This is a genomic window from Microtetraspora sp. NBRC 16547, from assembly GCF_030268965.1.
Lineage (GTDB): Bacteria > Actinomycetota > Actinomycetes > Streptosporangiales > Streptosporangiaceae > Microtetraspora.
This window is the reverse complement of sequence record NZ_BSSE01000002.1, coordinates 339826-365281: the sequence shown is the minus strand read 5'-3', so window position 1 is coordinate 365281 and position 25456 is coordinate 339826. Positions and strand designations below refer to the sequence as shown.

General features: G+C 71.0%; 18 protein-coding genes. 10 read left to right on the top strand and 8 right to left on the bottom strand.

Annotated features, from left to right (window positions below):
• Positions 1–94: 94 nt before the first annotated feature.
• On the bottom strand, positions 95–1978 hold the full coding sequence (locus tag QSK17_RS04330; RefSeq protein WP_285703065.1) for a SpoIIE family protein phosphatase: 1884 nt from the start codon (positions 1976–1978) through the stop codon (positions 95–97).
• Positions 1979–2058: 80 nt separating this feature from the next.
• Between QSK17_RS04330 and QSK17_RS04325 the strand changes: the two genes are divergently transcribed.
• Complete coding sequence (locus QSK17_RS04325) at positions 2059–2784, top strand: GAF and ANTAR domain-containing protein (RefSeq protein WP_285703064.1); 726 nt, start codon at positions 2059–2061, stop codon at positions 2782–2784.
• A gap of 49 nt (positions 2785–2833) precedes the next feature.
• Here QSK17_RS04325 and QSK17_RS04320 read toward each other — a convergent pair whose 3' ends face one another.
• A complete protein-coding gene (locus QSK17_RS04320) occupies positions 2834–3220 on the bottom strand; it encodes an STAS domain-containing protein (protein ID WP_285703063.1) in 387 nt (128 codons plus the stop codon).
• Positions 3221–3439: 219 nt separating this feature from the next.
• Here QSK17_RS04320 and QSK17_RS04315 point away from each other — a divergent pair, with 219 nt between their 5' ends.
• The 3 genes from QSK17_RS04315 (at position 3440) to QSK17_RS04305 (ending at position 6252) form a co-directional block, all read left to right on the top strand.
• Complete coding sequence (locus QSK17_RS04315) at positions 3440–4309, top strand: SigB/SigF/SigG family RNA polymerase sigma factor (protein WP_285703062.1); 870 nt, start codon at positions 3440–3442, stop codon at positions 4307–4309.
• A 115-nt stretch (positions 4310–4424) separates the two neighbouring features.
• The gene (locus tag QSK17_RS04310; protein WP_285703061.1) at positions 4425–4883 is read left to right on the top strand and encodes an ATP-binding protein; all 459 of its coding nucleotides are present in this window, start codon (positions 4425–4427) and stop codon (positions 4881–4883) included.
• Positions 4884–4902: 19 nt separating this feature from the next.
• The gene (locus QSK17_RS04305) at positions 4903–6252 is read left to right on the top strand and encodes an NAD(P)/FAD-dependent oxidoreductase (protein ID WP_285703060.1); all 1350 of its coding nucleotides are present in this window, start codon (positions 4903–4905) and stop codon (positions 6250–6252) included.
• Between the two features lie 30 nt (positions 6253–6282).
• On the opposite strand, the gene QSK17_RS04300 is transcribed toward QSK17_RS04305, so the two are convergent.
• Positions 6283–7236, bottom strand: coding sequence for a LysR family transcriptional regulator (locus tag QSK17_RS04300; protein ID WP_285703059.1), 954 nt, complete (start codon positions 7234–7236; stop codon positions 6283–6285).
• Between the two features lie 114 nt (positions 7237–7350).
• Here QSK17_RS04300 and QSK17_RS04295 point away from each other — a divergent pair, with 114 nt between their 5' ends.
• The 4 genes from QSK17_RS04295 to fumC all read left to right on the top strand — a co-directional run bounded on the left by QSK17_RS04295 (position 7351) and on the right by fumC (position 14565).
• Positions 7351–8604, top strand: a complete 1254-nt coding sequence (locus tag QSK17_RS04295) for an alpha/beta fold hydrolase (protein WP_285703058.1) — start codon at positions 7351–7353, stop codon at positions 8602–8604.
• 204 nt (positions 8605–8808) lie between these two features.
• On the top strand, positions 8809–11136 hold the full coding sequence (locus QSK17_RS04290) for a M64 family metallopeptidase (RefSeq protein ID WP_285703057.1): 2328 nt from the start codon (positions 8809–8811) through the stop codon (positions 11134–11136).
• A gap of 211 nt (positions 11137–11347) precedes the next feature.
• Positions 11348–13084, top strand: a complete 1737-nt coding sequence (locus tag QSK17_RS04285) for an NAD-dependent malic enzyme (protein WP_285703056.1) — start codon at positions 11348–11350, stop codon at positions 13082–13084.
• Positions 13081–14565, top strand: a complete 1485-nt coding sequence (fumC, locus tag QSK17_RS04280; RefSeq protein WP_285703055.1) for a class II fumarate hydratase — start codon at positions 13081–13083, stop codon at positions 14563–14565. The genes QSK17_RS04285 and fumC overlap by 4 nt, the downstream gene beginning before the upstream one ends.
• Before the next feature lie 95 nt (positions 14566–14660).
• Here the strand turns inward: fumC and QSK17_RS04275 are convergent, their stop codons facing one another.
• Positions 14661–17810: a S41 family peptidase gene (locus tag QSK17_RS04275; protein WP_285703054.1), complete on the bottom strand. Its 3150-nt coding sequence runs from the start codon at positions 17808–17810 to the stop codon at positions 14661–14663.
• A 235-nt stretch (positions 17811–18045) separates the two neighbouring features.
• Entirely contained in the window at positions 18046–18750 is a 705-nt protein-coding gene (locus QSK17_RS04270; protein ID WP_285703053.1) for a GNAT family N-acetyltransferase, read from the bottom strand.
• Positions 18751–19020: 270 nt separating this feature from the next.
• Between QSK17_RS04270 and QSK17_RS04265 the strand changes: the two genes are divergently transcribed.
• A complete protein-coding gene (locus QSK17_RS04265; RefSeq protein WP_285703052.1) occupies positions 19021–20514 on the top strand; it encodes a M48 family metallopeptidase in 1494 nt (497 codons plus the stop codon).
• An 81-nt stretch (positions 20515–20595) separates the two neighbouring features.
• Positions 20596–21402 (top strand): MBL fold metallo-hydrolase, encoded by an 807-nt coding sequence (locus QSK17_RS04260; RefSeq protein ID WP_285703051.1) that lies wholly within the window; start codon positions 20596–20598, stop codon positions 21400–21402.
• A 35-nt stretch (positions 21403–21437) separates the two neighbouring features.
• On the opposite strand, the gene QSK17_RS04255 is transcribed toward QSK17_RS04260, so the two are convergent.
• From QSK17_RS04255 to QSK17_RS04245, 3 genes are read right to left on the bottom strand one after another with little or no spacing between them, the layout of a single operon-like run.
• On the bottom strand, positions 21438–22970 hold the full coding sequence (locus tag QSK17_RS04255; protein ID WP_285703050.1) for an alpha-amylase family glycosyl hydrolase: 1533 nt from the start codon (positions 22968–22970) through the stop codon (positions 21438–21440).
• The gene (locus QSK17_RS04250; protein WP_285703049.1) at positions 22967–24079 is read right to left on the bottom strand and encodes an extracellular solute-binding protein; all 1113 of its coding nucleotides are present in this window, start codon (positions 24077–24079) and stop codon (positions 22967–22969) included. Before QSK17_RS04250 ends, QSK17_RS04255 begins: the two co-directional genes overlap by 4 nt.
• A gap of 16 nt (positions 24080–24095) precedes the next feature.
• Positions 24096–25289, bottom strand: coding sequence for an ROK family transcriptional regulator (locus QSK17_RS04245; protein ID WP_285703047.1), 1194 nt, complete (start codon positions 25287–25289; stop codon positions 24096–24098).
• Positions 25290–25456: the final 167 nt, after the last annotated feature.

The window sequence follows — 25456 nt, the reverse complement described above, 5'->3', positions numbered from 1 at the left end:
AATCGGTGGAAATCGTACAGAAGCCACGATTCGCCCCATGCCGGCATGTCGTCATTCGCCCTGCCCGCCGCGCGACGCGGGGTGGCCCCCGGGGTCATCGGGACCGCCGGAGGGTGAGCACGGTGATCTCGTCGAGGACGTGGTTGCCGCAGAACTCCCGGTGATCCTCCTCGATGGCCTTCACGACCGTGCCGGGAGGCTGGCCCGCGCACCGGGTCAGGACCTCGGTGAGCCTGCCCTCGCCGTAGCTCTCGCCGTCCGCGCCGCGGGAGCCGACCAGCCCGTCGGAGTAGAGCAGCAGGGTCTGGCCCGCCGTGAGCGTCAGCTCCTCCACCGCGGGAACCGCGCCCTCCTCCAGGCCCAGGGGGACGCCGCCGCCCTCAGTGAAGCGCACGCCGCCGTCCGGGAGGAGCAGCGCCGCGGGGTGGTGCCCCGCCGAGGCCAGCCGTACCCGGCGCCCGCGCACGAAGCCCGCGGCGGCCATGACGAACAGGCCGGTGTTCTGCGCGACCAGGGCGTCGTTGACCTTGCGCAACGCCTCGCCCGGATCGTCCTCGCGGACGCTGACCACCCGCATCCCGCCGCGCACCATGGCGGTGACCGACGCGGCCTCCTCGCCCCGGCCCGCCGCGCTGCCGATGACGAACCCCCACCCGTCCCTGACCGAAAACACGTCGTAGAACTCGCCGCCGATCGCGCGCGGTTCCGACCCCGGATGGTAGATCGCCGCGGTCTCGAACCCCGGGATGTCCGGGAGCGTACGGGGGAGCACCCCGGTCTGGAGCGTCTCGGCCGCCTGCGACCTGCGCTGGAAGCTGCGCTGCGCCCGCATGGCCAGGCCGAGCTGGGCGCCGGCCTCCTCCAGCAGGCCGAGGTCGGCGAGCCCGAACGGCGGCCGGTCGCGGAGCCGTACGAGCGTGAGAACGCCGAGGAGCTCCTGCCCGGTTCCGATCGGCACGGACAGCAGCGACCCCGCCCGCATGTCGCCGAGGACGCCGGGGCCGAGGAGCGCGTCGTCGGACAGCATCTCGTGGACGGTCCCGCTGCCGGTCTCCAGAACCTGTCTCACGACGGGCGCGCCCGCCGGATCCATCCCCTCGACGGCGCGCTGCAGGCGGGTGACCGGCTCGCTGGCCGGTGGCACCACGGCCGCCCGCTGGAGGGTCCGGTCGAGGGCCCGGTGGAGGGCGCGGTGGAGGGCCCGGTCGAGAGCGTCGTCGCGGAAGACGTCGGCGATCACCCAGTCTGCGGTCTCGGCGGCGAGCAGCCGCGCCGCGCGGATGAGGGCCACCGGCTCGCGCAGGCTCTCCTCGTCGAGCAACAGGCGGGTGAGCCGCGCGAGCAGGTCGTGGCGCCGGGCGGCGGCCATGGTCGCGGACTCGTCGGCGACCCGGTCCGAGTCGGACGCCTCCGGGAACCGGTCCGGGGACGACGCCTCCGGGAGCCGCACGTCGGTCGGCAGCGCGACCGCCGCGATCATCTCCCGCGGCTCGCCCGGCATGCGCAGCCTGCTGAGGACCAGCCGGACCGTGTGCGTGCGGCCCTGGTGGGCCAGCCGGGTCTCGAAGGTCGCGCTCTCGTCGCCGTGCAGTACGGCCGTCAGGTGCGACCGGAAGGCGGCGCGCCTGGAGACGTCGATCAGCAGCGGGAACGGCCGCCCGAGCAGGTATCCCGCCGGGCTGCCCAGCAGCCGGCTGGTCTCGTTGTTGATCCGCCGCACCACGCCGCCGGCGTCCATGACGACCAGCGGGACGGGAAGCGCGCGGAAGACCTGGCGCAGCAGCTTCTGCTCGCGCTGGTTGCCTCCCTCCTTGCGCCTGTGGTTCCTCCCGAGCTCCGCGAGCGCCGACCGGAGCAGTTCCTCCGCCGCCTCCAGTTCGTCCAGCGCGGCGCCCGGCGCGGGCGTCTCCCGGAGTGCGGCGATGCGGGCCGCGAGGCCGCTCAGCTCGCGCTCCAGTTCGGATAGGTTGGTCGACATCTGCCCCCTCTCCTGTTTCGACGGTACGTCACCGGATTCCGCGCATCGATGGGGTCCGTATTAACGCCAAAAGTAGGGGTATGACGGTTCTTGCCATGGAGACCACCCCGAGTCTCGCCCGCGATCTCGCCGCTCTCGGCAGGGTGACCGAGGGCATGTCGTACGAGAGCGTGCTCCGCGGCGTCACCGAGGCCGTGGCGCGCGGCGTCCCCGGGTGCGCGGCGGGCTCCGCTGAGCTGTGGCAGGAGGGGCCGGTCCTGCTCGCCGCCTCCCACAGCGAGCTCGTCGCGCTCACCGACCTGGAGCGTGACCTGCGCGAGGGTCCGTCGAGGGAGGCGCTCGCCTCCGGGCGGCCGGTGGCGATCCCCGACGTGACGCGCGACCCGCGCTGGCCCCGCTATGCGGCGACGGCCGTACGGCACGGCGTGCGCTCGGTGCTGGCTCTGCCGATCGAGGTGGACCGCGCCGTGATGATCATCGGCCTCTACGCGGTGCGACCCGGAGCCTTCACCGGGGGAAGCTCCCTGCTGGCCATGCTCGCCGAGCAGGTCACCGTGGTGCTGTCGAACATCTGGGAGTACGACGACGTCGTCACGGGCGCGGCCCAGATGCAGGAGGCCCTGGCCGGCCGCTCGGTCATCGACCAGGCCAAGGGCATCATCATGTCGACGAGTGGCTGCTCGGCCGAGGCCGCGTTCGACGAGCTGAGGCGGGTGTCCCAGCACCACCAGATCAAGGTCGCCGACCTCGCCAGGCTGCTGGTCGCCGAGCACCAGAGCAAGCACGGGGGCGACGGCGCGGAATGATCTGGGAGCGATCTGGCGGAGTGATCTGGGAGCGATCTGGCGGAGTGATCTATTCGGGCCGCTCCCGCGCGGTCTCGAAGGCGGCCAGCGCCTCCTCCAGCGTGTCGAACATCGGCAGCCGCTGCGACAGGCCGGTCACCCACATCACCTTGGAACTGGGGTACCGCACGGCGACGAGGGCGAAGTCGCCCCCGGACCCGGTGGCGCGCTGCCAGTGGTGGACGATGAGCCCGAGCGCCCGCGAGTCCATGAACGTGACCCCGGCCAGATCGAGGACCATGCTCGGCCCGTGATCGTGGGCCGCGGAGTCCAGATAGCCGGAGAACTCCTCCCGCGTGGTGGCGTCGAGGATGCCGCCGACATGGACCGCCACGACGCCGCCCACGGCGCCGGCGTGCACCGTGGAGTGCAGAGACAGCGTCTCGGGCTTCGGCACTTCGCGCCTCCTGGACGGACGGAGTGAGGCCCCGCCGCGCGAGGCCTGTCCGGCAACTTTACTGGCGCACAGGGGGTGGCGATACGTCCGACTTTGGGGGAATATCGGAGTAGAGGTCCAGCAGAGGGCCCTGTCTCGAGGCTGTAGCGAGGCGTGCCGTCTGCGCGGGCTGGTCCCGGCTCGGCGTCGCTCGCGATGCGAGTACGAGGAGATTCCACGATGGCTGCCGAGGTTCGAACAGCGACCATCCCCCCGCAGGCCGGAGCGACGAGCGGCCGCAAGGGCACGCCGACGCCGCGGGCGAAGCACGCCCCTCCCGCCGAGCGGCCGCGCGATCAGGACCAGCCGACCGCCGAGGAACTGCTCGCGGAGCTCACCCGCGAGGACCTGACGCCGGAGCGCCGTGAGCGCCTCCGGGAGATGGTCGTCGAAATGCACCTGCCCATGGCGAGGGACGTCGCCCGCAGATACCTCCATCGCGGCGAGCCGCTGGAGGACCTCCTCCAGGCGGCCTACGTGGGGCTCATGAAGGCGATCAACGGGTACGACGCCAGCCTCGGGCACGGCTTCCGCGGCTACGCCATGGTGACCATGACCGGCGAGGTCAAGCGGCACTTCCGCGACCGCACCTGGGCCGTCCGCGTACCCCGGCTCTACCAGGAGCGGCGCTCCGAGCTGAACCGGCTCGTCGCGGACATGACCCAGGAACTCGGCCGATTCCCGACGGTCGCCGAGCTGGCGAAGAAGATGCGCATCTCCGAGGAGGACATGCTCCTCACGATGGACGCCTCCGCGGCGTACAGCACGCTGTCCCTGGACGCGCCGCTGGGCGCGGACGACGACGCGGCGGCGCTCGGAGACGTGCTCCCGGAGGAGGACGACGCGCTGGCGACGCTCGTGGACAGGGAGGCCGTCAAGCCCCTGATCGACGAGCTGCCCGAGCGGGAGAAGAACATCCTGCTGCTCAGGTTCTACGGGAACCTGACCCAGGCCGAGATCGCGGCCGAGTTCCACATATCGCAGATGCACGTCTCGCGGATCCTGCGCAAGGTCCTCGACCAGCTCCGTTCGGAACTCGTCGCGGGATGACCGCGCGCCCCTGTCCGGGGACGGCGGCGTCGGTGCGCCGCCGTCCCGGGGTATGTTCACCCCCCGGCCTGTCGCGGCGGGCGGTCCTGACATGTTCTGGGGGAGGCGTTGCCCGGTGAACGAGGAGGACGTCCCACCGTCCGATCCCGGCCCGTCCATTTCCGGCCCGTCCACTTCCGGCCCGTCCGTTCCCGGCACGGCCGAGGAGCTCACGTTCTCCTTGGCCGACCTGCCCGACGTGCGGGAGTTCGCCGCGGTGCGGGCGCGCAGCAGGGGAATGCCGGAAGACGCCGTCGGCGACTTCGTCATCGCGCTCAACGAGGTCGCGACGAACGCGGTGACCCACGGCGCCCCCGAGGCACGGCTGCGCGTGTGGGGCGACAGTGACGGGCTGGTCGTGGACATCCACGACGACGGCAGGGAATGGCGGCCCGGGTCCCCGCCCGGGAGAGTCGCCCCGCCGGAGAACGCCACCAGCGGCATGGGCCTGTGGGTGGCCCGCCGGCTCAGTACCGACATCTGCGTCAATACGGGGAGCAACGGGACTACCGTCACCATGCGTTTCAGCGTCTGACAGGGGTAGTAGGGACGGCATGACTGTTCCCCGCATACTCGTGGTCGGCGGTGGCTACGTCGGCATGTACGCGGCGCTGCGCCTGCAGCGCAGACTCCGCCACGCGGAGGGTCGCATCACAGTCGTCAACTATGACTCCTACATGACTTATCAGCCCTTCCTGCCCGAAGCGGCGGCGGGGAGCATCGAGGCGAGGCACGTCGTCGTGCCGCTGCGGCGGGTGCTCTCCCGATGCGAGATCCTCAACGGCACCATCCTGCGGGTGAGCCTCGCCGACAAGGTCGCGGAGTTCCGGCCGCACGAGGGGCCGGAACGCGTGCTCGGCTTCGACTACCTGGTGTTCTCTCCCGGGTCGATCTCCCGCGTGCTGCCGATTCCCGGCCTCGCCGAGCTCGGGATCGGGTTCAAGACCGTGGAAGAGGCCATCCACCTGCGGAACCACGTCCTCGGCAAGCTCGACGTCGCCGCGTCCAGCTCCGACGAGCGGCTCCGCCGGCGCGCGCTCACGTTCGTCTTCGTCGGCGCGGGATTCGCCGGAGTCGAGGCGATCGGTGAGCTGGAGGACATGGTCAGCGACGCCATCAAGTCCTTCCACGGACTGCGCCACCAGGACATGCGCTGGTTCCTCATCGAGGCCACCGACCGGATCCTGCCCGAGGTGGGTCCGGACATGGGCCGCTGGACCGCCGAACAGCTCCGCAAGCGCGGCATCGACGTGCGGCTGCGTACCCGGCTGCTGTCCTGCGAGGGCGGGCACATCGTCCTCGACGACGGCGAGGAGTTCGACGCCGAGACCCTGGTGTGGACCGCCGGGGTCAAGCCGCACCCGCTCGTCAAGTACGGCGACCTGCCGCTCGACTCCAGGGACCGGGTCCTGGCCAACGAGTTCCTCCAGATCGAGGGCACCCGGTTCGCGTTCACGGCCGGCGACACCGCCGCGGTTCCCGACCTCACCCGCCCGGGCGAGCTGTGCCCGCCCAATGCCCAGCACGCCGTACGGCAGGCCCGGCGATTGGCCGACAACATGCTGGCGACCATCAGGAGCCGACCGTGCAAGCCGTACCGGCACAGGACCGCGGGGGCGGTGGCCGCCCTGGGCCTGCGCAAGGGTGTCGCCCAGATCTACGGCCGGGAGCTGCGCGGGATGGTCGCGTGGCTGATGCACCGCACCTACCACCTGTCACGGGTGCCGACCTTCAACCGGAAGACCCGCATCCTGGCGGACTGGACGCTCGCCCTGTTCTTCCGCAGGGAGATCGTGTCCCTCGGCGCGCTGCAGTGGCCGCGTGAGGAGTTCGAGCTCGCCGCCCGGACCACCCCTCGCGCACCCGCCCGCGAGCCCGTCAGCCCGTCAGCTTCTCGGCCCTGAAGTCTGAAGGGCCGAGCTTGCGGGACGGCGTCAACCGGAGGTCGGGGCGGTGCCGTTCCTGGCGATCCAGGCGGCGTAGTGCGGGCGGTCGGCGCTGGCCTCGCGGTGCGCCTCCGCCGCGAACTCGGCCAACTCCTGGGCCCGCTGGGCGAGCGGCCCGTCCCGCCGCCAGGCCACCAGGTGCCTGAGCCGCAGCGGAGTGCCGGTGAGCGGGCGCACCACGATCCCGGGGCCGTCCTGCACCGTGGCCTGGCAGGGGGAGATCGCGTGGCCCCCGGCGACCAGCTGCCTGATCATCGCCTGCTCGGTCATGCTGTGCGGGACGCGGGGGGTGAAGCCCGCCTTCTGGCAGGCGGAGTAGACGCACTCCGGCCAGCCGACCCCGTCGGGCGGCGAGATCACCCAGTCGTCGCCGGCGAGGTCGGCGAGGTCGACCTCCTCCCGCCCGGCCAGCGGGTGTCCGCTGCTCATCAGCACGAAGACCGGCTCGGTGGCGACCAGGCGCATGCCGACCGAGGGCGGCGCGGGCAGTTCGTTGCCCGGATAGTCGACGAGGGTGGCCGCGTCGAGGCGGCGGGAGGCCAGCAGGTCGAGGAGGAGCCTGGGCGAGTACTCGGTGTGCACCGTGATCGTCAGGCCGGGCACCTTGAAGAGCCGGGCGACCAGGCCGGACAGCACAGGCGTCACGTACCCGCCGATGCGGGCGAGGTCGGACTGGCCGTCGTACGCGCCAGCCCCGGTGACCAGTTCGTCCACGGCGAGCAGGATGGACCTGGCGCGGGTGAGCACGAACTGGCCGAAGGGCGTCGGGGTGACACCGAGCCGGCCCCGCCGGAAGAGCCGGCCGCTGAGCGCGCTCTCGACGCGTTGCAGCTGGGCGGTGAGCGCGGGCTGTGACACGCCCACGGCGTTGGCCGCCCTGCTGAGACTTCCGGCGTCGGCGATGGCGCAGATCACGCGAAGGTGGCGAAGCTCAACCTGCACTCAGGTTCCTCCTTTTCGCCCCTATAACGCGAGCACTATAGCCGTTCAGGATTAGCGGACATTTCGCAACGCACGCATCGTGGTGGGTACATCGCACCGACAAGAGGACCTTTCATGCCCGTGACCCATCGCCACTCCGGATACGTCCTGACGGACCACCGGATCACCGTTCCGCTCGACCACGCCGATCCCGGCGGCCGGACGATCGAGGTGTTCGCCCGCGAGGTGGTCGCGGCGGACCGGGCGGCGGCGGACCTGCCCTGGCTGCTCTACCTGGAGGGCGGCCCTGGCCATCGGGCGCCGCGCACGTTGCCCGGCTGGCTGGAGCGGGCGAGCCGGGACTACCGGGTGGTGCTGCTCGACCAGCGCGGCACGGGGCTGAGCACGCCCGCGACCCGGCAGACCCTGACCGGCGTGGACGACCCCGCCGGCCACCTGCGCCACTTCCGGGCCGACAGCATCGTCCGGGACGCCGAGCTGCTCCGCGCGCATCTGGCCGGAGACCGCCCGTGGAGTGTGCTCGGCCAGAGCTTCGGCGGATTCTGCGCGCTCACCTACCTGTCCCTGGCGCCGGAGGGGCTGCGCGAGGTGATGATCGCCGGCGGACTGCCGTCGCTGACCGCGTCCCCGTACGAGGTCTACCTGGCGGCCTATCCCCGGGTGCTGGCGCACAACGAGCGGTTCTTCGCGCGCTACCCGGGAGACCAGGAGGCCGCCGCCAAGGTGGTGGGGCATCTGCGGGAGCACGAGGTCCGGCTGCCCGGCGGCGACCGGCTCACCCCCCGCCGCTTCCAGACGCTGGGCATCACCTTCGGGCAGCAGGGGCGGTTCGACACGCTCCACCACCTGCTCGAGGACGCGTTCACCGGCGACGGCGAGCTGTCCGACGCGTTCCTGCGCCAGGTGGACGCCGTGGTCTCGTTCGCCGAGCATCCGCTGTACGCCCTGCTGCATGAGGCGATCTACTGCCAGGGTGCGGCGTCGGCGTGGGCGGCGCAGCGGGCGCTCGGCGAGTTCCCCGAGTTCGATCTCGAACGCGGCGGGCCGGTCCGGTTCACCGGGGAAATGATCTTTCCGTGGCTGTTCGAAGAGGACCCGGCCCTCGCGCCGCTGCGGCCGTACGCCGAGCGGCTCGCCGCCTACTCCGCCTGGCCGAACCTGTACGACCTGGACCGGCTGGCCGGCAACACGGTGCCCGTCGCGGCGGCGATCTACTACGACGACATGTACGTCGAGCGCGAGCACTCGCTCCGCACCGCCGAGATGGTGGGCGGTCTGACGTACTGGATCACCAACGAGTACGCCCATGACGGCCTGAGCCGAGGGCCCGGTGCGCTGGACCGCCTGATCGGCATGGTCCGCCGCTGAGCCGGCGCCGCTGTGACCCTGGAGCGGACTTCGCCCAGGTCAGGTGGGGCTATATGCCGCGAATTGTGCAAAGCGCAACGGATAACGCACACCTGCGGACTGTGGCCATAAATCCGGAGTTATCCCGATATGGGATGTGCCCTCGGAGCGGTGAAGCCCGATAGTGCAGGCAACCCCCTATCCCGCTCTGGAGGTTTCCTCCCCATGCGTACACGCAGGCCGCTCGCGGCCCTGGCGGCCATCCCCCTGGCCGCCGCTCTGATCACCGTCCCTCCGGCGGAAGCCGCCGAGGTCGGCAGCGCCACCGTCGTCCCCATCCAGGTCACCGGCGACCCCGCCAAGCGGTTCAACCTGATCATCATGGGTGACGGCTACACCGAGAACCAGCTGTCCACCTTCGCGGCCGACACCGACCAGCAGCTCAACGTGATGTGGTCCATCGAGCCGTACAAGTCCTACCGGAACTACTTCAACGTCTACCGAGTGGACATCGTGTCCGGCGAGTCCGGCATCGGCTGTGACCCCGACCTGGCCTCCGGCACGAAGAACACCCCGCTGAGCATGGCCTTCTGGGGCGGCTGCAACGCCTCCAGCGTGCAACGGCTGATCACCATGAGCAACACCGCGGCCAACAAGTACGCCAACATGGTGGCCGGGACGAGCAGCGCCAACCGGCAGATCCTCGCCCTCGCCAACAGCGGCACGTACGGCGGGGCGGGCGGCACCTACGCCACCTCCTCCGGGCACAACTCGATGTCGGCGCTCATCGCACCGCACGAGATCGGCCACTCGCTGGGCGGCCTGCAGGACGAGTACACCTACTACAGCCGCGGCGTGGACGGCGGCCCGTACACCGGCGGGGAGCCGAGTTCGGCGCACCACACCCTCCTTACCGAACAGCAGATGAAGGACCAACGGAAGAAGTGGTGGCGCTGGCTCGGCGAGCCGAGCGAGGCCGGCGGCACCATCGGCAGGTACGAGGGCGGCCTTTACTACAGCAGCAAGGTCTGGCGCCCGAGCGAGCACTCGATCATGCGAACGCTGGGCTACTACTACGACCAGGTCGGCCGTGAGGTGATGACCCAGCGGATCGCCGCCAAGACCAGCCTGATCCAGGACAGCACGCCCACCACGGCCAAGGTCGGCGCCGACCGGGTGCTCTGGGTGGAGCCGCTGCACCCCAACAGCCACGCGCTGACCACCACGTGGAGCGTCGACGGCACCGAACTGCCCGGCCACCCCACCGCGCTCGACCTGCGCGTCCTGAAGCTGACGCCCGGCACGCACACGGTGAAGGCCACCGTCACCGACCCGACCGAGTTCGTCCGTGACCCCGCCATCCGGGCCGGCGCGCTCAGCGCGAGCCGTACCTGGACGGTGGACCCCGGCGTGGTCACCACGCCCGCCCAGGTCACGTCCGGGCTGCGTTCGTCCACCCCCACCGACCGCGCCGTGTCCCGCGACGAGGTCGTGTACGTCGAGACCACCCACCCCGACGACGCCGTGCCCTCGGTCACCTGGACCCTGGACGGCGCGACCCTCGGCGAGACCGACGCCGACCTGGACCTGTCCACGCTCGGCCTCGCCCCCGGCAACCACACGCTGGCCGCGTCCGCGGGCGGCGACAGGCGCACCTGGACCGTGGACAACACGCTGCCCACCACCGCGTACGAGCTGTCCGAGCCGCTGGTGAAGTCCGGCGAGAACTACGTGTTCAACGGCCCGTTCACCATGCGGCTCACCGGCGAGGACGACCGGGACGGGTACGTCGTGCGCGAGTCCCGGGTGGACGGCGACGGCTGGTTCAACTACTTCGGCTGGCCGACGTCCGCCGACGACCCGTGGCTGTTCACCGAGAAGGGCACGGTCATCGACAGCCTCACGTACGGCAGGCTGCCGCGCGGCAGGCACACCGTCGAGTACCGGTCGATCGACCCCAGCGGCAACCACGGGGCGCCGAAGAGCTTCACGGTGACCACCCTCGCCGCACCGCCGGAGTGCACCACCACGATCACCGGCACCCGCAACGGCTCGCTGTCCCTGCGGTCCGGCGTCACCTGTCTGGACGGCGCCCGGGTCAACGGCGGGGTGACCGTCGGCTCCGGCGCGTCCCTGGTGGTGAAGGACGGCACGATCAGTGGAGCGCTGACCGCGACCGGCGCTGCGGAGGTGCACCTGCTCAAGGCGACCGTGCACGGCTCGGTCGCGATCCACGGCACCACCGGCCAGTTGATCGTCGCGGGCTCCGATCTCAGGGGCTCGGTCAGTCTGACCGGCAACACCACCGTCGACTCCCTGGTCGTCGCCGGCACCGCTGTCCGCGGCGCGCTGACCTGCAGCGGCAACACGCCCGCGCCGTCCGACGCGGGCGTGCCGAACGGGGTCACCGGAGCCGGCCAGTGCGCCGGGCTCGTCGACGACCCGCGGGCCAAGGGGTTGGACGCTCCGTACGCGGCGGTGCGGACCAGCGACGTGCCGGAGCGGGGTGACGCCCCAGCGTACGAGCACGCGCACGAGCACGCGCACGAGTGACGCCGGGCCGGGACACCTCCCCGGCCAGGCGTCTTCCATCGGCGGGAGGAGCGGGGCCCGTCCCGCCCCTCCCGGCCTGGTGTCTCGTCCTGGGGAAGGCTTTGGTTCCCTCTGGCGATGTGCTGTTCGTTGTCGGAGAGCATAAAGAGTACGAAGGTGCTCAAATCGCTCCCGGAAAGCGGGGCCGGAGCAGGAAATCGTGGGGCCGACGATGTCCGGTGACAAGAACGAGCGACCGGCGATGCCCGGACGGATCTTCGAGAAGACGCCGGAGGGAGCCTATGCCACCTCGGCGCGCGGTCTGGAGGTGCTGCGAGATCCACTGTTGAACAAGGGGACCGCGTTCACCCGCGAGGAACGTGCCGAGCTGGGGCTGGACGGTCTGGTGCCGTCCGCGATCGAGACGCTCGACGAGCAGGTCCGCCGGGTGTACGCGCAGTATCGGGCGCAGTCGACCGACTTGCTGAAGAACGTCTACCTGACCGCGCTGCAGGACCGCGACGAGGTGTTGTACTACCGGCTGCTCTCCGAGCATCTGAGGGAGATGCTGCCGATCGTGTACGACCCGACGGTGGCGCAGGCGATCGAGAACTACAGCCTCGAATACCGGCGGCCGCGGGGCGTCTACCTGTCCATCGCCGATGTGGACGGTATCGGGCGGGCATTCGAGAACCTCGGGATGGGCCCGGACGATGTGGATCTGATCGTGGCCTCCGACGCCGAGGAGATCCTGGGCATCGGTGACTGGGGCGTCGGCGGAGGCGCCGGAATCGCGGTCGGCAAGCTGGCCGTCTACACCGGCGCGGCCGGGATCGACCCGACGCGGGTCATCCCCGTGGCACTGGACGTCGGAACCGACAACGAGAAGCTCCTGCAAGACCCGGCCTACGTCGGCAACCGGCACGCACGCGTACGCGGTCAGCGCTACGACGACTTCATCGACGCCTACGTGACCGTCGCCACCCGGATGTTCCCCAACGCGATGCTGCACTGGGAGGACTTCGGTCCGTCCAACGCCCGGAGAATCCTGGAGAGGTACACCGACCGCATCCCCACCTTCAACGACGACATGCAGGGCACCGGCGCGATCGTCCTGGCGGCGATGCTCGGCGCCGTACGTGTCTCCGGCACGCCACTGCGCGACCAGCGGATCATCGTGTTCGGCGCCGGCACGGCGGGCATCGGGATCGCCGACCAGATGCGCGACGCGATGGTTCGCGACGGACTGGACCGCGACACCGCCATCCGCCGGATCTGGGCGGTCGACAAGCAGGGCCTGCTCACCGACGACATGACCGACCTGCGGGACTTCCAGGTCCCCTACGCGCGGCCGGCCTCCGAGGTCGCCGACTGGCGCAGGGACGACGGCGGCATCAGGCTCGGCGAGGTCGTCGGGCGCGTCAAGCCCACCATGCTGCTCGGCACCTCGACCGCGCACGGCGCCTTCACCGAGAAGATCGTGCGCGCGATGGCCGCCGGAGTCGACCGCCCCATCATCTTCCCGATCTCCAACCCGACCGAACGGATCGAGGCCATGCCCGGCGACCTGCTGCGCTGGACCGACGGCCGCGCCCTGATCGCCACCGGCATCCCGATCGACCCCATCACCTACGACCGCGTCACCTACTCCATCGGGCAGGCCAACAACGCCCTGCTGTACCCCGGACTCGGGCTGGGCGTGATCGTGTCCCGGGCACGGCGGGTCAGCGACGGCATGCTGCACTCCGCCGCCGAGGCGGTAGGCGGCATGGTGGACGTCTCGGCACCGGGCGCGTCGCTGCTTCCCCAGGTCGATAACCTCCGGGAGGTCTCGGCCACGGTCGCGGTCGCGGTCGCGGAACAGGCGGCCAGGGAAGGCCTGGCCCGCGACCTGAAAGACCCGGTCCAGCAGGTGCAGGACGCCATGTGGCAGCCCGCGTACCGGCCGATCAAGGCACGGCGCGCATGACCTCCGGCAAGAAGGACGACCGGAGCGGACCGCCGATCCTGGACCTGCCGATCGGGCTCGACACCTCCGGCACCCGCACGGAAACCGACTCCATCGGCGAGATCCAGGTGCCCGCCGACCACTACTGGGGCGCGCAGACCCAGCGGTCGCTGATCCACTTCAACATCGGTGACGACCGCATGCCGAAGGCGGTCTACCACGCCTACGGCTACATCAAGAAGGCGGCGGCGATCGTCAACGCGGCTTCGGGCCGGCTGCCCCGCTGGAAGGCCGAGCTGATCGGCCGAGTGGCCGACGAGGTCATCCGCGGCGACCTCGACACCGAGTTCCCGCTGTACGTCTGGCAGACCGGCTCGGGGACGCAGTCGAACATGAACGTCAACGAGGTGATATCCAACCGGGCGCTCCAGCTGATCGGCGGCCGGCTCGGCAGCAAGGACCCGATCCACCCGAACGACCACGTCAACATGGGGCAGTCCTCCAACGACACCTTCGTCACCGCCATGCACATGGCCGCCGTCCTGGCGATCGAGACGCGGCTGCTGCCGGCATCGGCCCGGTTACGGGAGGCCGCCGAGGCCAAGAGCCGCGAGTGGGAACACGTGGTCAAGATCGGCCGCACCCATCTCGAAGACGCCACCCCGCTCACGGTCGGTCAGGAATGGTCGGGATACGTCGCCCAGCTCGCCGACGCGATCGACCATCTCAGCGGCACCCTGCCCGGGCTGTACCGGTTGGCGATCGGTGGAACCGCGGTGGGCACCGGCCTGAACGCGCCGCCCGGCTTCGGGGACGAGGTCGCCGCGCGGATCGCCGACCTCACGGGACGCCCCTTCGTCAGTGCGGCCAACAAGTTCGCCGCCCAGGCCTCCTGCGACGCCCTGGTCCGTACATCCGCGGCGGTGCGCGCTCTGGCGGTCCCGCTGTTCAAGTTCGCCAACGACATGCGGTGGCTGGGGTCGGGACCGCGTGCCGGCCTGCACGAGCTGATCCTGCCGTCCAACGAGCCGGGGTCGTCGATCATGCCGGGGAAGGTCAACCCCACCCAGGCCGAGGCGATGCTGATGGTCGCCATTCAAGTCATCGGAAACGACACCGCGGTCTCGATGGCCGGAGCGGAGGGCAACTTCGAGCTCAACGCCTTCCGCCCGATCATCATCAACAATGTCCTGCATTCGGTGCGGATCCTGTCGGACATGATCGACCACTTCCGTACCTACCTCGTCGAAGGCGTCCGGCTCGACACCGCGAAGCTCAAGGACGACCTCGACCGGTCCATCATGATGGTGACCGCGCTCAGCCCGGTCGTCGGCTACGACAAGGCCGCACGGATCGCCCATCGCGCACTGGACGAAGACCTCACGCTCAGGGACGCCGCCCTCAAGTCGGGGGTCAGCGAAGACTTGTACGGCCAGGTCGTCGTGCCTGAACGGCTCACCCGACCCGGAGTCGCCGGCGTCCGCCCAGACCGGCAGCCGTGACGAGGCCGAGCATGCGCCGAGATCGTCAGGGGGAGCAGCGTAGGGCGGGCGGCACCCCCGACGAGGCGTGCCGCCCGCCCTACTCTCACCACTCGTTACGGCAGCGGCGGCAACTCCGGCGGGGTCGCCGGATGCCTCTCCTCCAGCGCCGCCAAGGCCAGCTCCACCGCCCGCGCCAGCTGCGGATCCCGCCCGGCGACCAGGTCCTGCGGCGTCACGATGACCTCGACGTCCGGGTCGACGCCGTGGTTCTCCACGCCCCACCCCTCGCCGTCCAGCCAGAACGAGTACCGCGGCTGGGTGACGACGGTCCCGTCCGCAAGCGAGTACCGCGCGTCGATGCCGATCACGCCGCCCCAGGTCCGCGTACCTACGAGCGGCCCGATGCCGCGGTTCTTGATCCCGGCGCTGACGATGTCCCCGTCCGACCCGGCGAACTCGTCGGTGACGGCCACGACGGGCCCGCGAGGCGAGTCGTCCGGGTACCGCATCGGCTCGTACCCCCGGGACAGCGCCCACCCGGTCACCCGCCGCTGCAGCTTCTCCAGCACCAGCTCGGAGACATGACCGCCTCCGTTGTCGCGGACGTCCACGATGAGCCCGTCGAAGCCCATCTCGGCACGCAGGTCCCGGTGGAAGTGCGCCCACCCGTTGGACACCATGTCCGGCACGTGCAGGTAGCCGAGCCGCCCGCCCGACGCCTCACGCACGAACGCCCGCCGTCCGGCCACCCAGTCGTGGTACCGCAGCGGCGTCTCGTCGGCGATGGGCGTGACGACGACCCGGCGGGTCTCGCCGCCGGAGCCGGGCTGGACGGTCAGCTCCACGGGCCGCTCCGCCGCGCCGGACAGCAGGGCCAGCGGCCCCCGGACCGGATCGACCCGGTGCCCGCCCACGGCGACGATCGCGTCGCCCTCCCGGACGGCGACGCCGGGCGCGAGCAGCGGCGAGCGGGCCTCGTGGTCGGAGGACTCCCCGGGCAGGATGCGGCTGATCCGCCACACACCGTTCTCGTCCCGGGTGAGGTCGGCGCCGAGCTGGCCCTGGCGGCGCTTGGGATCGCGGGCGGCGCCGCCCGGCCACGCGTAGGCGTGGGAGGTGGCCAGCTCGCCCTGGACCTCCCAGATCAGGTCGATCAGCTCGGAGTAGGTGCCGATCCGCTCCACGAGCGGGGCGTAGCGGTCGAGGGTGGCCCGCCAGTCGACGCCGTTCATGTCCGCACGCCAGAAGTGGTCGCGCATGAGCCGCCCGGCCTCGTTGTAGGCCTGCCGCCACTCGGCGACCGGGTCGATGGTCACGGCCACACGGTCCAGGTCGATGGTGACGACCTCGCCGTCCTCTCCGGTGGCGCGGGTCTGCAGGCCGTTCTTGCCGGTGGCCACCAGGCGCGTGCCGTCCCCGCTGACCTCGAAGGCCCGGAACTCCCTGCCCAGCTCGCTGACCTTGCGCTTGGTCAGGTCATAGCGCTCCAGGACCGGCGCGCCGGGCTCGGTACCGTCGCCGAGCTGGCCGTTGAGCGGATGGCGCAGCCACAGCAGGCCGTCCTTGACGGCACACAGGTTGGAGTAGGTGCCGGCGGGTACCGGCACGGGCACGATCCGCGCCGCCAGCCCGTCGGCGTCCACCTCGGTCACGGGCGGCGTGTCGGACGTGCCATCGTTCCCGGCGTCCGAACCGGCGTCGGCCTCCCCGTTGAAGCCGCGGCCCGCCAGCGAGGGGTCGAACGGCGAGGGCGTGGTCGCCTTGAGCGGCACCAGGTACGGCCGGCAGCTGCTGGGGAAGGACAGGTCGAAGACGTGGGCGTCGTAGACCGGGTTGAACGTACGGTCAGACAGGAAGGCCAGGTGCTTGCCGTCCTTGGTGAAGGACGGGCTGTAGTCGTTGAAGCGCGGCGGGGTCACCTCAATCGCGGTGCTGCCGTCCACGCGGGCCAGCTTGAGGTGGCAGCGCTCGGTCTCGTACGTATGCGCCCACGCGAGCCAGGCCGAGTCCGGCGAGAACGTCAGCTGCCGCACGTCGCCGTGAGCGGTGCGGTCCAGCTCGCGGACGTCCCCGGAGTCGAGGTCCACCACCAGGAGCCGCCCATCGTGAGTGGCGACCGCGGCGTGCTTGCCGTCCGGCGCGGCGGCAAGGTCGAGCACCCGGCCGAGCTGACCAGCGGCCAGCGTGCGAATCTCACCGCCGGGTGTGCCGATCTCCAGCGCGTCCTCGCCGGAGGCATCCGACACCCAGACGGCCCGGCCGGCGTTGTCGAGAGGCCGCGGCAGCCGTACCCGGACGCCGGGCTCGGCGCGCAGCATGCCTGCGGGGCCGTCGCGGTGGGGCAGCCAGTGGGCGCTGCCGCGGATCTCGACCACGCTGGCCCGCCCGGTGTTGTCCGGCGCGAAGCTGCCGACCTTGCTCGGCGCCGGCCGCTTGGCCCGGGCCGGGCGCGGCCCGCTCAGGGTGATGTCCAGCTTGTACGGCTCGGCTTCCAGGCTCTCCAGCAGCCACAGCTCGCCGCCGAGGCTGTAGACGACGCGGGAGCCGTCGGATGCGGCATGGCGCGCGTAGAAGCCGCGGTGCGTGGTGTGCTGCCGCAGGTCCGAGCCGTCGGGCAGGCAGGAGTACAGGTTGCCGTCGCCGTCGGTGTCGGCGAGGAAGGCCAGGCGCTCTCCCACCCACATGACCGACCAATGCTGCGCGGGGTTGTCGGCGAACAGGCGGGTGAACTCGCCCTCGCCCGTGGCGTCCACCCAGATCTTGGACGCGGTGCCGCCGCGGTAACGCTTCCACTGCGACGGTTCGCGCCACACCGCGGAGACGGCCGCCACCTTGGGGCCGCTGACCGCGGCCTCGCTGACCCTGCCGTACGGCAGAGCCGTCGCCTGGCCGCCGTCCAGCGGAACCGCGTAGGCCCACAGCCGGGAGCGTGAGCCGTGGCCCGCGGCGGTGACGGCCAGCACGTTCCCGTCCTCGGTCCAGCCTCGAACGCCCGTCATGGCGTTGCCCCAGTGCGTGAGCCGCTCGCCCTCGGCGCCCTCCAGATCGGCGGCGAACACCTCGGGCTCGCCCTCGCGGGTGCTCGTCCACGCGATGCGCGTGCCGTCGGAAGAGAACCGGGGATGGGAGACCGCGACCCGGTCAGCCGTGAACCGCCAGGCCCTGCCGCCGGCCACGGGCGCCAGCCAGACGTCGTCATCCGCTACGAAGGTGAGGAGGTCACCATGCAGGTGGGGGTATCTCAGGTATGCACCATTTGCCACATCCGCACCCTATGTCGATTGGCGGGTCCAGCGGCGACCATATTGACGCGGCCTGCTCCGCGCGGAGCTGCCGGATTGGTCGTGGACCCGGCCGCGCGGCGGCGCGTTCCTGTGGGTCCGGCTTCCGTACGGCGACGCGGAGATCGCGGCACGCCCCATTCTCCGCGAAATTCCGATCGGATAACGCTGACCTGCTGTGATAGGGCAGGATCTCGCCCCAGCATGATCCCGTCCGTTACGGAGTCCGGAACCCGCGAAACGTCACGGGCTTTCGGACCACGAAGCCGAGCCGCTCGTAGAGTGCGCGCGCGTGGGTGTTGGCTTCGGCCACGTGGAGGAACGGTCGTTCGTTCCGAGAGGTGATACGTGTGACCAGGGCGCGCACCAGGCGGGCGGCATGACCTCGTCCGCGAGCTTCGGGGGCGGTACAGACGGCGCTGATCTCGGTCCATCCAGGCGGACGGAGCCGCTCGCCCGCCATGGCGACCAAGGCGCCGTTCTCGCGGATGCCCAGATAGGTGCCGAGTTCGTGAGTTCGAGGCCAGAACGGTCCCGGTTGGGTGCGCGCGGTGAGCTGAAGCATGTCAGACACGTCGTCGACGCCCAGTTCGACTATCCCCGAGTCGGGCCCGGCATCGGCGTCACCGGGGTCGCTGCCCGCAGGACAGATCATCTGGAAGCCGCCGAGAGCGAAGACCGGCTCCCAGTCCGCAGGCGGGGTCGCCGGGCAGCTGAACAGATCGGCGAGTTCGCCGCGACCGAGCAATCGCGCGAGGTCGGCCCACTCCGCCGTGTCCGGCTCGGCGGACACCGCGGAGAAGGTCGCGACTTCCGGGAGGTAACCGGCCGCCCGGCCGAGCCGACGGGCCAGGTGCGTGTGGTAGCCGCGGAGCGACTCACGGACCGGGTCGTCGAGCGTGACGGCGTCGCGGTTGACCATTGTGCCGTGCCTTTCGTGTCGTGCGCGTGTGAGAGTCGGCGGTCGCCGGTGCTGTGCCACTCGAGCCCGCGGAGCCGCAGTGTAGTCAGGCGGGTTCCTGTCCTCGTGTGGGGAGGGTGCCAACCTGGCCATGCTCGACGGAGCCGAACTCGGCCAGGCGATCGCCGCCCACCCCGGCCAGGGCGAGGACAGCAGTGGCAAACGGGGTGACAGGATGTGCAAGATCCGCTAATTTCGGCCGTCTCGTCCTCGCCTTCCAGGAGTTCTGACATGGTGACCGCGTTGCGCGCGACGATCGCGTTCGGCCTGCTGGCGGGCTTCTACGTGCTCGTCGCCGCCGTACTCGGAGCCGCGGTTCTCATCGACGTCGCCGCCGTACAGCACGTCACGGCCGGCTCGGTGAAGATTGCGATCGTGCTCACCCTGGCCGCCCTGGCCCTGCTGCGCGGTCTCATCCTGGTCAACCGGCGCGGAAGCCAAGCGGAGCCGGGCGTCGCGGTCGGCCGCGCGGACGAGCCGGTGCTCTGGCAGACGGTCGAGGAGCTCGCCACGCGGGTGGGGACCCGCCCCCCGGACGAGATCCGGCTGGTCGCCGAGGTGAACGCCGCGGTGAGCGAGGACACGAGCTGGATGGGACTGCTGGCGGGCCGCCGGACCATGTACGTCGGCCTGCCGCTGCTGATGACGCTCACCGTCGACGAGATGCGCGCGGTGCTGGGACACGAGCTCGGCCACTACAGCGGAGCGCACACGCGGCTGGGCGCACCGGTGTACCGCGGCCGGATCGCCATGCTCGCGGCGGTCCGGTCCCTGGAGAACCACCCGTTCATCCAGAAGCTCTTTTCCCTCTACGCCAGGCTCTTCCTGCGGGTCTCCCAGGCCGTCTCACGCAGGCAGGAGCTGGAGGCCGACAGGTTCGCGGCCGCCGTCGCGAGCCGTGAGGCCGCCGGAAACGCCCTGCGCAAGGTGCACGGCACGGCGGACGTCTGGAACCTGTACATGGAGCGGTACGTCGGCATGACCGGCATGGCGGGAAGCCGTCCGGCCGACCTGTTCGGCGGCTTCCGCGCCCTCGTCGACGTGCATCGGGCCCAGATCGCCCAGGCGGACGGGGCCGACGAGGAGACCAGCCCGTACGACTCCCACCCGAGCCTGCCCCAGCGACTGGTCGCCATCGCCGCCCTGGAGGACGCGCCACACGTCGGCGACCCTCGTCCCGCACCGGCGCTCCTCCGGGACCCCGCTCGCGCGGCGAACGCCGTGGAGCAGACCTTCTGGACCGATGAGGCGCTGAGGCTGCGCCCGCTGCCCTGGGAGGAGATGGTCGCCCAGGGCATGTACATGGGCCTCAACGACGAGGCGGTGCAGGACCTCTCGGTCGCGGGTCAGCGCATCGTGGGCGGGCCGGCGCCGTCCCTCGATGCCGCCTTGGAGGCGCTGGCCCGGGGCCAGGCCGCCGCCCTCCACGAGGAGCTCCTCCGGCTCGATTGGCGCCCGTCGCCGGATCTGGTGGCCAAGGTCCTGGCCCGCGCCATCGAGGGCGTGCTCATCAGAAACGGCAAGGCCCGGTGGACGCTGTCGTGGACCGACCCCGCCACGCTGCTCGACGCGGCGGGCAAGAAGGTCGACGTGGACGAGTACGCAGCCCGGCTCGCGGCCGATCCCACGCAGGTCGCGGGCGCGCGGGAGTGGCTCGCCCGGATGGGCGTCTCGCTGCTGCCCGGGGTGGGGACGCCATACGCGGCCGCCACGCTGCCGGGCTGACGAAGTGGTACGTGCTCGGCCGCTGGGCGTACGGCGACCTTAACGCCCTATGCGATGGCGCGTGCTGCGTAAAGTGCTGCCATGGGCGAGGAGTGGCATGAGGTCGGCGACCGGGTTTACGTCCGTCGCCATGAGTCCTACGACCTGAACGTCGGACTGGTGGTCGGCGAGGGGCACTGCCTCGTGCTCGATACGCGGATGTCGCACCGGGAGGCGGCCGACCTGATCGAGGCGATCAGGAGGATCACCGGCAGCCCGTGGACGGTGGTCAACAGCCACTCCCACTTCGACCACTACTTCGGCAACGCCCTGTTCCGGCCCGCCGAGATCTGGGGCCACGTCAGGTGCGCCGAGGAGATCGAGCGGGACGGCCTCGAGCAGCGCGCGAAGGTCGCCGGATTCGTGCCGGAGGACAGGCGCGCCGAGGTGGAGGAGGTGGAGATCGTCCCGCCCGATCACACGTTCACCGACTCCGCGACGCTCGACATCGGCGGACGGGTCGTGCACCTGCGCCATTTCGGGCTCGGGCACAGCAGCAACGACATCGTCGTGCACGTACCCGACGCGGGCGTGGTGTTCGCGGGCGACCTGGTGGAGGAGGGAGCGCCGCCGGCGTTCAGCGACTCCTACCCGCTCGACTGGCCGGCTACGACCGCGGCGATGCTGGTCGAGCTGCCCGAGCCAGTGATCGTGCCCGGTCACGGCGCCGTGGTCGGCCGCGACTTCGTCGCCGGCCAGCAGGCCGAGCTGGCCGCCGTGGCCGAGCTGGCCAGGCGGGCGCACGTCGAGGGGGTACGCAACCTCGTCAAGCTGTTCCCCTACCCCGAGGAGGTCGCCAGGGAGGCCATCGAACGAGCCTTCCTCCAGCTGGACGACCTCTCCCGCTGATGACCTATCCGGGGCCCGAGCCCCGCCGTGACACGTCAGGCGCTCCGTAACCACGCCGAACTGCCCCCCGCCACCACGCCCTTGGGCGCGTCCGCCGAGGCGAGCAGCGGCGTCCCGTACTCGGAGGACGGAAACGGCTCCTGACCGAAGACCGTCACGCAGACGGTGTCGCCCCGCCGGAAGGCGAGCACGTCGGCTCGGCCCGTCTCCAGCCACTCCAGTTCGCCGTCGATCCTGGACCGCAGGCGGAGCGCGTCCCTGTGCAACCGCCACGTGGAGCCGTCGCGGGCCATCTGGTCCTCGATCGCGAAGTCGGCGAACCAGGACGGTTGCGGCAGCCACGTAGCCGAGGAGGTGGAGAAGCCGAAGGACGGGCCGGAGGCGGTCCAGGGAAGCGGAACCCTGCAGCCGTCGCGGCCGTAGTCGGCGGTTCCGGAACGCAGCCAGGTCGGGTCCTGGCGCGCCGCGTCGGGCAGGTCGAGCACCTCGGGCAAGCCCGCCTCCTCACCCTGGTAGAGGTAGACGGAGCCGGGCAGCGCGAGCAGGAGCAACAAGGCCGCACGGGCCCGCCGTACGCCGAGGGCCACATCGACGACTCCGCGCGGGCGGGTGTCCGGTCCGCCTTCGCGGCTGATGAGGCCGAAGCGGCTGACCGTCCGGTGCACGTCGTGGTTGGCCAGCGTCCAGGTGATCGCCGTGCCGATCTCGGTCAGGCCGCGATCGATCGAGGCGCGGAAGCGGCCGGCGTCCCACGGGCAGACCAGGAGGTCGAAGTAGAACGCGCCGGGCAGCTCGTCCGGGCGCAGGTAGAGGGAGAGGTCGCTGACGGTGGGCACCCAGATCTCGCCGACGAGCGTGCGGCCGTAGGAGTCGGCGATCTTGCGCCAGCGCCGGATCACCTCGTGCACTTCGGGCTGGTTCGCGGCGTAGGGGTTGTCTTCCGGATAGTGCGGCCAGTCCGGCAGGTCGGCGTGCTTGAAGAGCATGTGCGCCACGTCGATGCGGAAGCCGTCCACGCCGCGCTCGAACCAGAAGCGCAGCACGTCATCGAAATACGCGCCGACGGCGGGGTTGCGCCAGTTGAAATCGGGCTGGGAGGAGTCGAAGCTGTGCAGGTACCACTCGTCGTCGACGCGGGTCCACGCCGGACCGCCGAAGATCGACCGCCAGTTGTTCGGCGGCTCCTCGCCCCGGCCCTCGCGGAAGATGAATCGGTCGCGGCCCCGCCCGGCCAGCGCCTCCTTGAACCACGCGTGCTCCGCTGAGCAGTGGTTGGGCACCAGGTCCATCAGCACCGCCAGGCCGCGCTCGTGCGCGGCGGCCAGCAGCCGGTCGAAGGCGGGCAGCCCGCCGTAGCGGGCGTCCACGTCGGTGTAGTCGGCCACGTCGTAGCCGTGGTCGGCGCCGGGCGACGGGTAGCAGGGGTTGAGCCAGATCCCGTCCACGCCCAGTTCGACGAGGTAGTCGAGTTTGGCCCGAAACCCGTCCAGGTCGCCCACTCCGTCGCCGTCGGCGTCGTGGAACGAACGCAGGTAGACCTGGTAGATGACGGCATCCCGCCAGTTCATACGGTTTCTCCCCGAGAGATGTGAATGACCTGCCACACGCCGAGCGGTGGCAGCGCGGCGACGGCGTGGTCGCCGTCGGCGGTGACCTCGACCGCGCGCAGCTCCGGTCCCGCGTCCGAGTCCGGGTCGCCGACACGGACCACGGGCAGGGCCGATCCGGTACGGCGAAGCCGCAGCGAGAGGCCGGGAACGGCGGGCGCGGGCCGCTTGGGCGTGTCCCAGCCGAGATCGTCCTGCCCGCTGAGGTTGATGAGGTGCACGGTCTGTCCGGCCGGCGAGCCGACGACCCTGCGCCAGACCGTACCGGCCCTGGGCTCGTGATGCGTTGGCGCGCCGTGTACGTCGATCTCGTCGTTGTGTGATCCGGCGACCGAGCGGGTGATGTCGGCGCTGCCCGGCGCGAGGAGCAGGTCACCGGTGGCGACCAGGAAGTCGTACCAGCGCACGAGCATCGCCTGGGTGTCTCGCGCGGCGACCTGGTTGTCGACGTAGTACGGGTCGACCAGGATGTTGCCGCCCTCGCCCGCCAGCAGTTGGGTGCAGCCGTGCGAGAACAGGGTGGCCATGGTCAGCTTCGTCGTCAGGTCGGCGTCGCCGCGCTTGTAGGCCGACTGGTAGGCGGCCATGATCGCGGGCCGGCCGGGTGCGAGCAGCCTGGCCCGGGTGGCGGCGGCGGCCAGGTCTCCGAGCTCGGCGTGCGGTTCCCACGGTTCGTTGTAGGTCGCGCCCTGCGGCGCGTCGGCCGTGGCCCAGACCGGGAAGTCGTTGACGTTGTTGAAGATCAGCTTGGCCTCGGGCAGCCAGCCGCGCACCGCCTCGATCAGGCTGACGAACGCCTCGGCGACGTCCACCTGCCCGCCGTCGGGACGTACGGCCCTGCGCGGGTAGCCGTACTGGTCGAGGTGGAAGCCGTCGAAGACGTCCGCGACCTTGGCCAGCTCGGGCACCCAGATGATGTCCGAGCGCATCACGTCGGGCAGGTCGGCCCCCGCGGCCGAGGTGATCAGCTTCTGGTGGAGCTGGTCGTACGGCACGGCCACGTCCTGGACGTTCGCGCCGGGGTGCTTGGCCTTGAAGCCGGGGATGACGACCTCGCGCAGCGTCTTCACCTCGGGGATCTTCTTTCTATCGGGGGGTGATGCCGACGGCCTGGTGGATCACGAGGCAGGCGGCCCCGCGCGCCCACAGCTGGTCGTCCACCGCGTCGACGACCAGCTCGCAGTCACGAGCGGCCGTGGAGAAGGCGTGCGCCTCGGCGGCGGCGGACGCGGCGGGACCGAACAGGTCGTGCGCGTTGACGTCCTCGCCGGAGAGGATCACCATCTCCAGGTTGAGCAGGTTGTAGAGCGCGGCCAGACCCCTCCCCAAGGCCTCGCCCGCGGCCTCGAAGGCGGCTCGCGCGGCGGCGCCGGACGGTCCGGAATCCTCCCGGGCCAGCCGCGCCGCTCTGACGATCGAGCGCAGGGCGGGTCCGCCCCGCTCAGCTATCGAGCGCAGGATGGCCGGGGTGGAGGCCATCGCCTCCAGACAGCCGCGGTTGCCGCAGCTGCACTCCGGCCCGTCCTGATAGAGGGGCAGGTGGCCGAGCTCGCCCGCCAGGCCGCCGGCGCCGGTGTAGAGCCGACCGCCGAGCAGCAGGCCGCAACCGATGCCGGCCCCGACCGTGACGACGGCGAACGACTCGGTGCCGCGGCCCTTGCCGAACCAGTGCTCGGCCACGACCAGGGTGTTGACGTCGTTGCTCACCACGGTCGGCAGCCCGGTCAGCTCGGCCAGCGGCCCCGCGACGTCGACGTCCTCCCAGCCCAGGATGCCCGAGTGCACGATCTTTCCGGTGGTCTGGTCGACGTGACCGCCGACGCCCACGCCCAGGCCGAGCGCGGGCGGGCCCTCGGTGACCATCAGTTCCGCGACGGCGTCGGCGGCCGTGCGCAGGACGGACTCCGGCCGGTGACCACGCAGCCGCCGCTCGGCCCGGGCGGTGACCCTGCCCTCCATGTCGGTGAGCACGGCGGTGACCTTGGACGGGTGCAGCTTGACGCCGGCCACGCGATGCCGGTCGCGGTTGACGCTGAGCATCCGCCGCGGCCGTCCCGGCGTGCCTCCCGCCGACGCCACGCCGGTCTCGACCAGGTAGCCGGCCTCCATCAGCGGGGCGACGACCTTCGTCACGGTCGAGGGGGACAGGCCCGTACGCTCGGCCACCTCGACACGCGACAGCGGGCCCGCCGACAGAACCGCCGCGAACACCGCGGCCCGCGTCTGCCCGGAGATCACATCCGGGCCGTCACCGGGCAGGAGTAGTGCGGGAACGTCCATCGAAGGCTCCTCCGTGGTCGACGTGCATGGATCGTGGCACGGGCAATTTTCGTTCGTCAAGAAACCCAGCAGCAGATTTTCTTGACGAACGAAAATCACCTGCTGAATCGAGCCGAGAGCCGCCTCTCGCACCGCGATAGATCCACCCTCCTTAGGTTCGTGTGGTC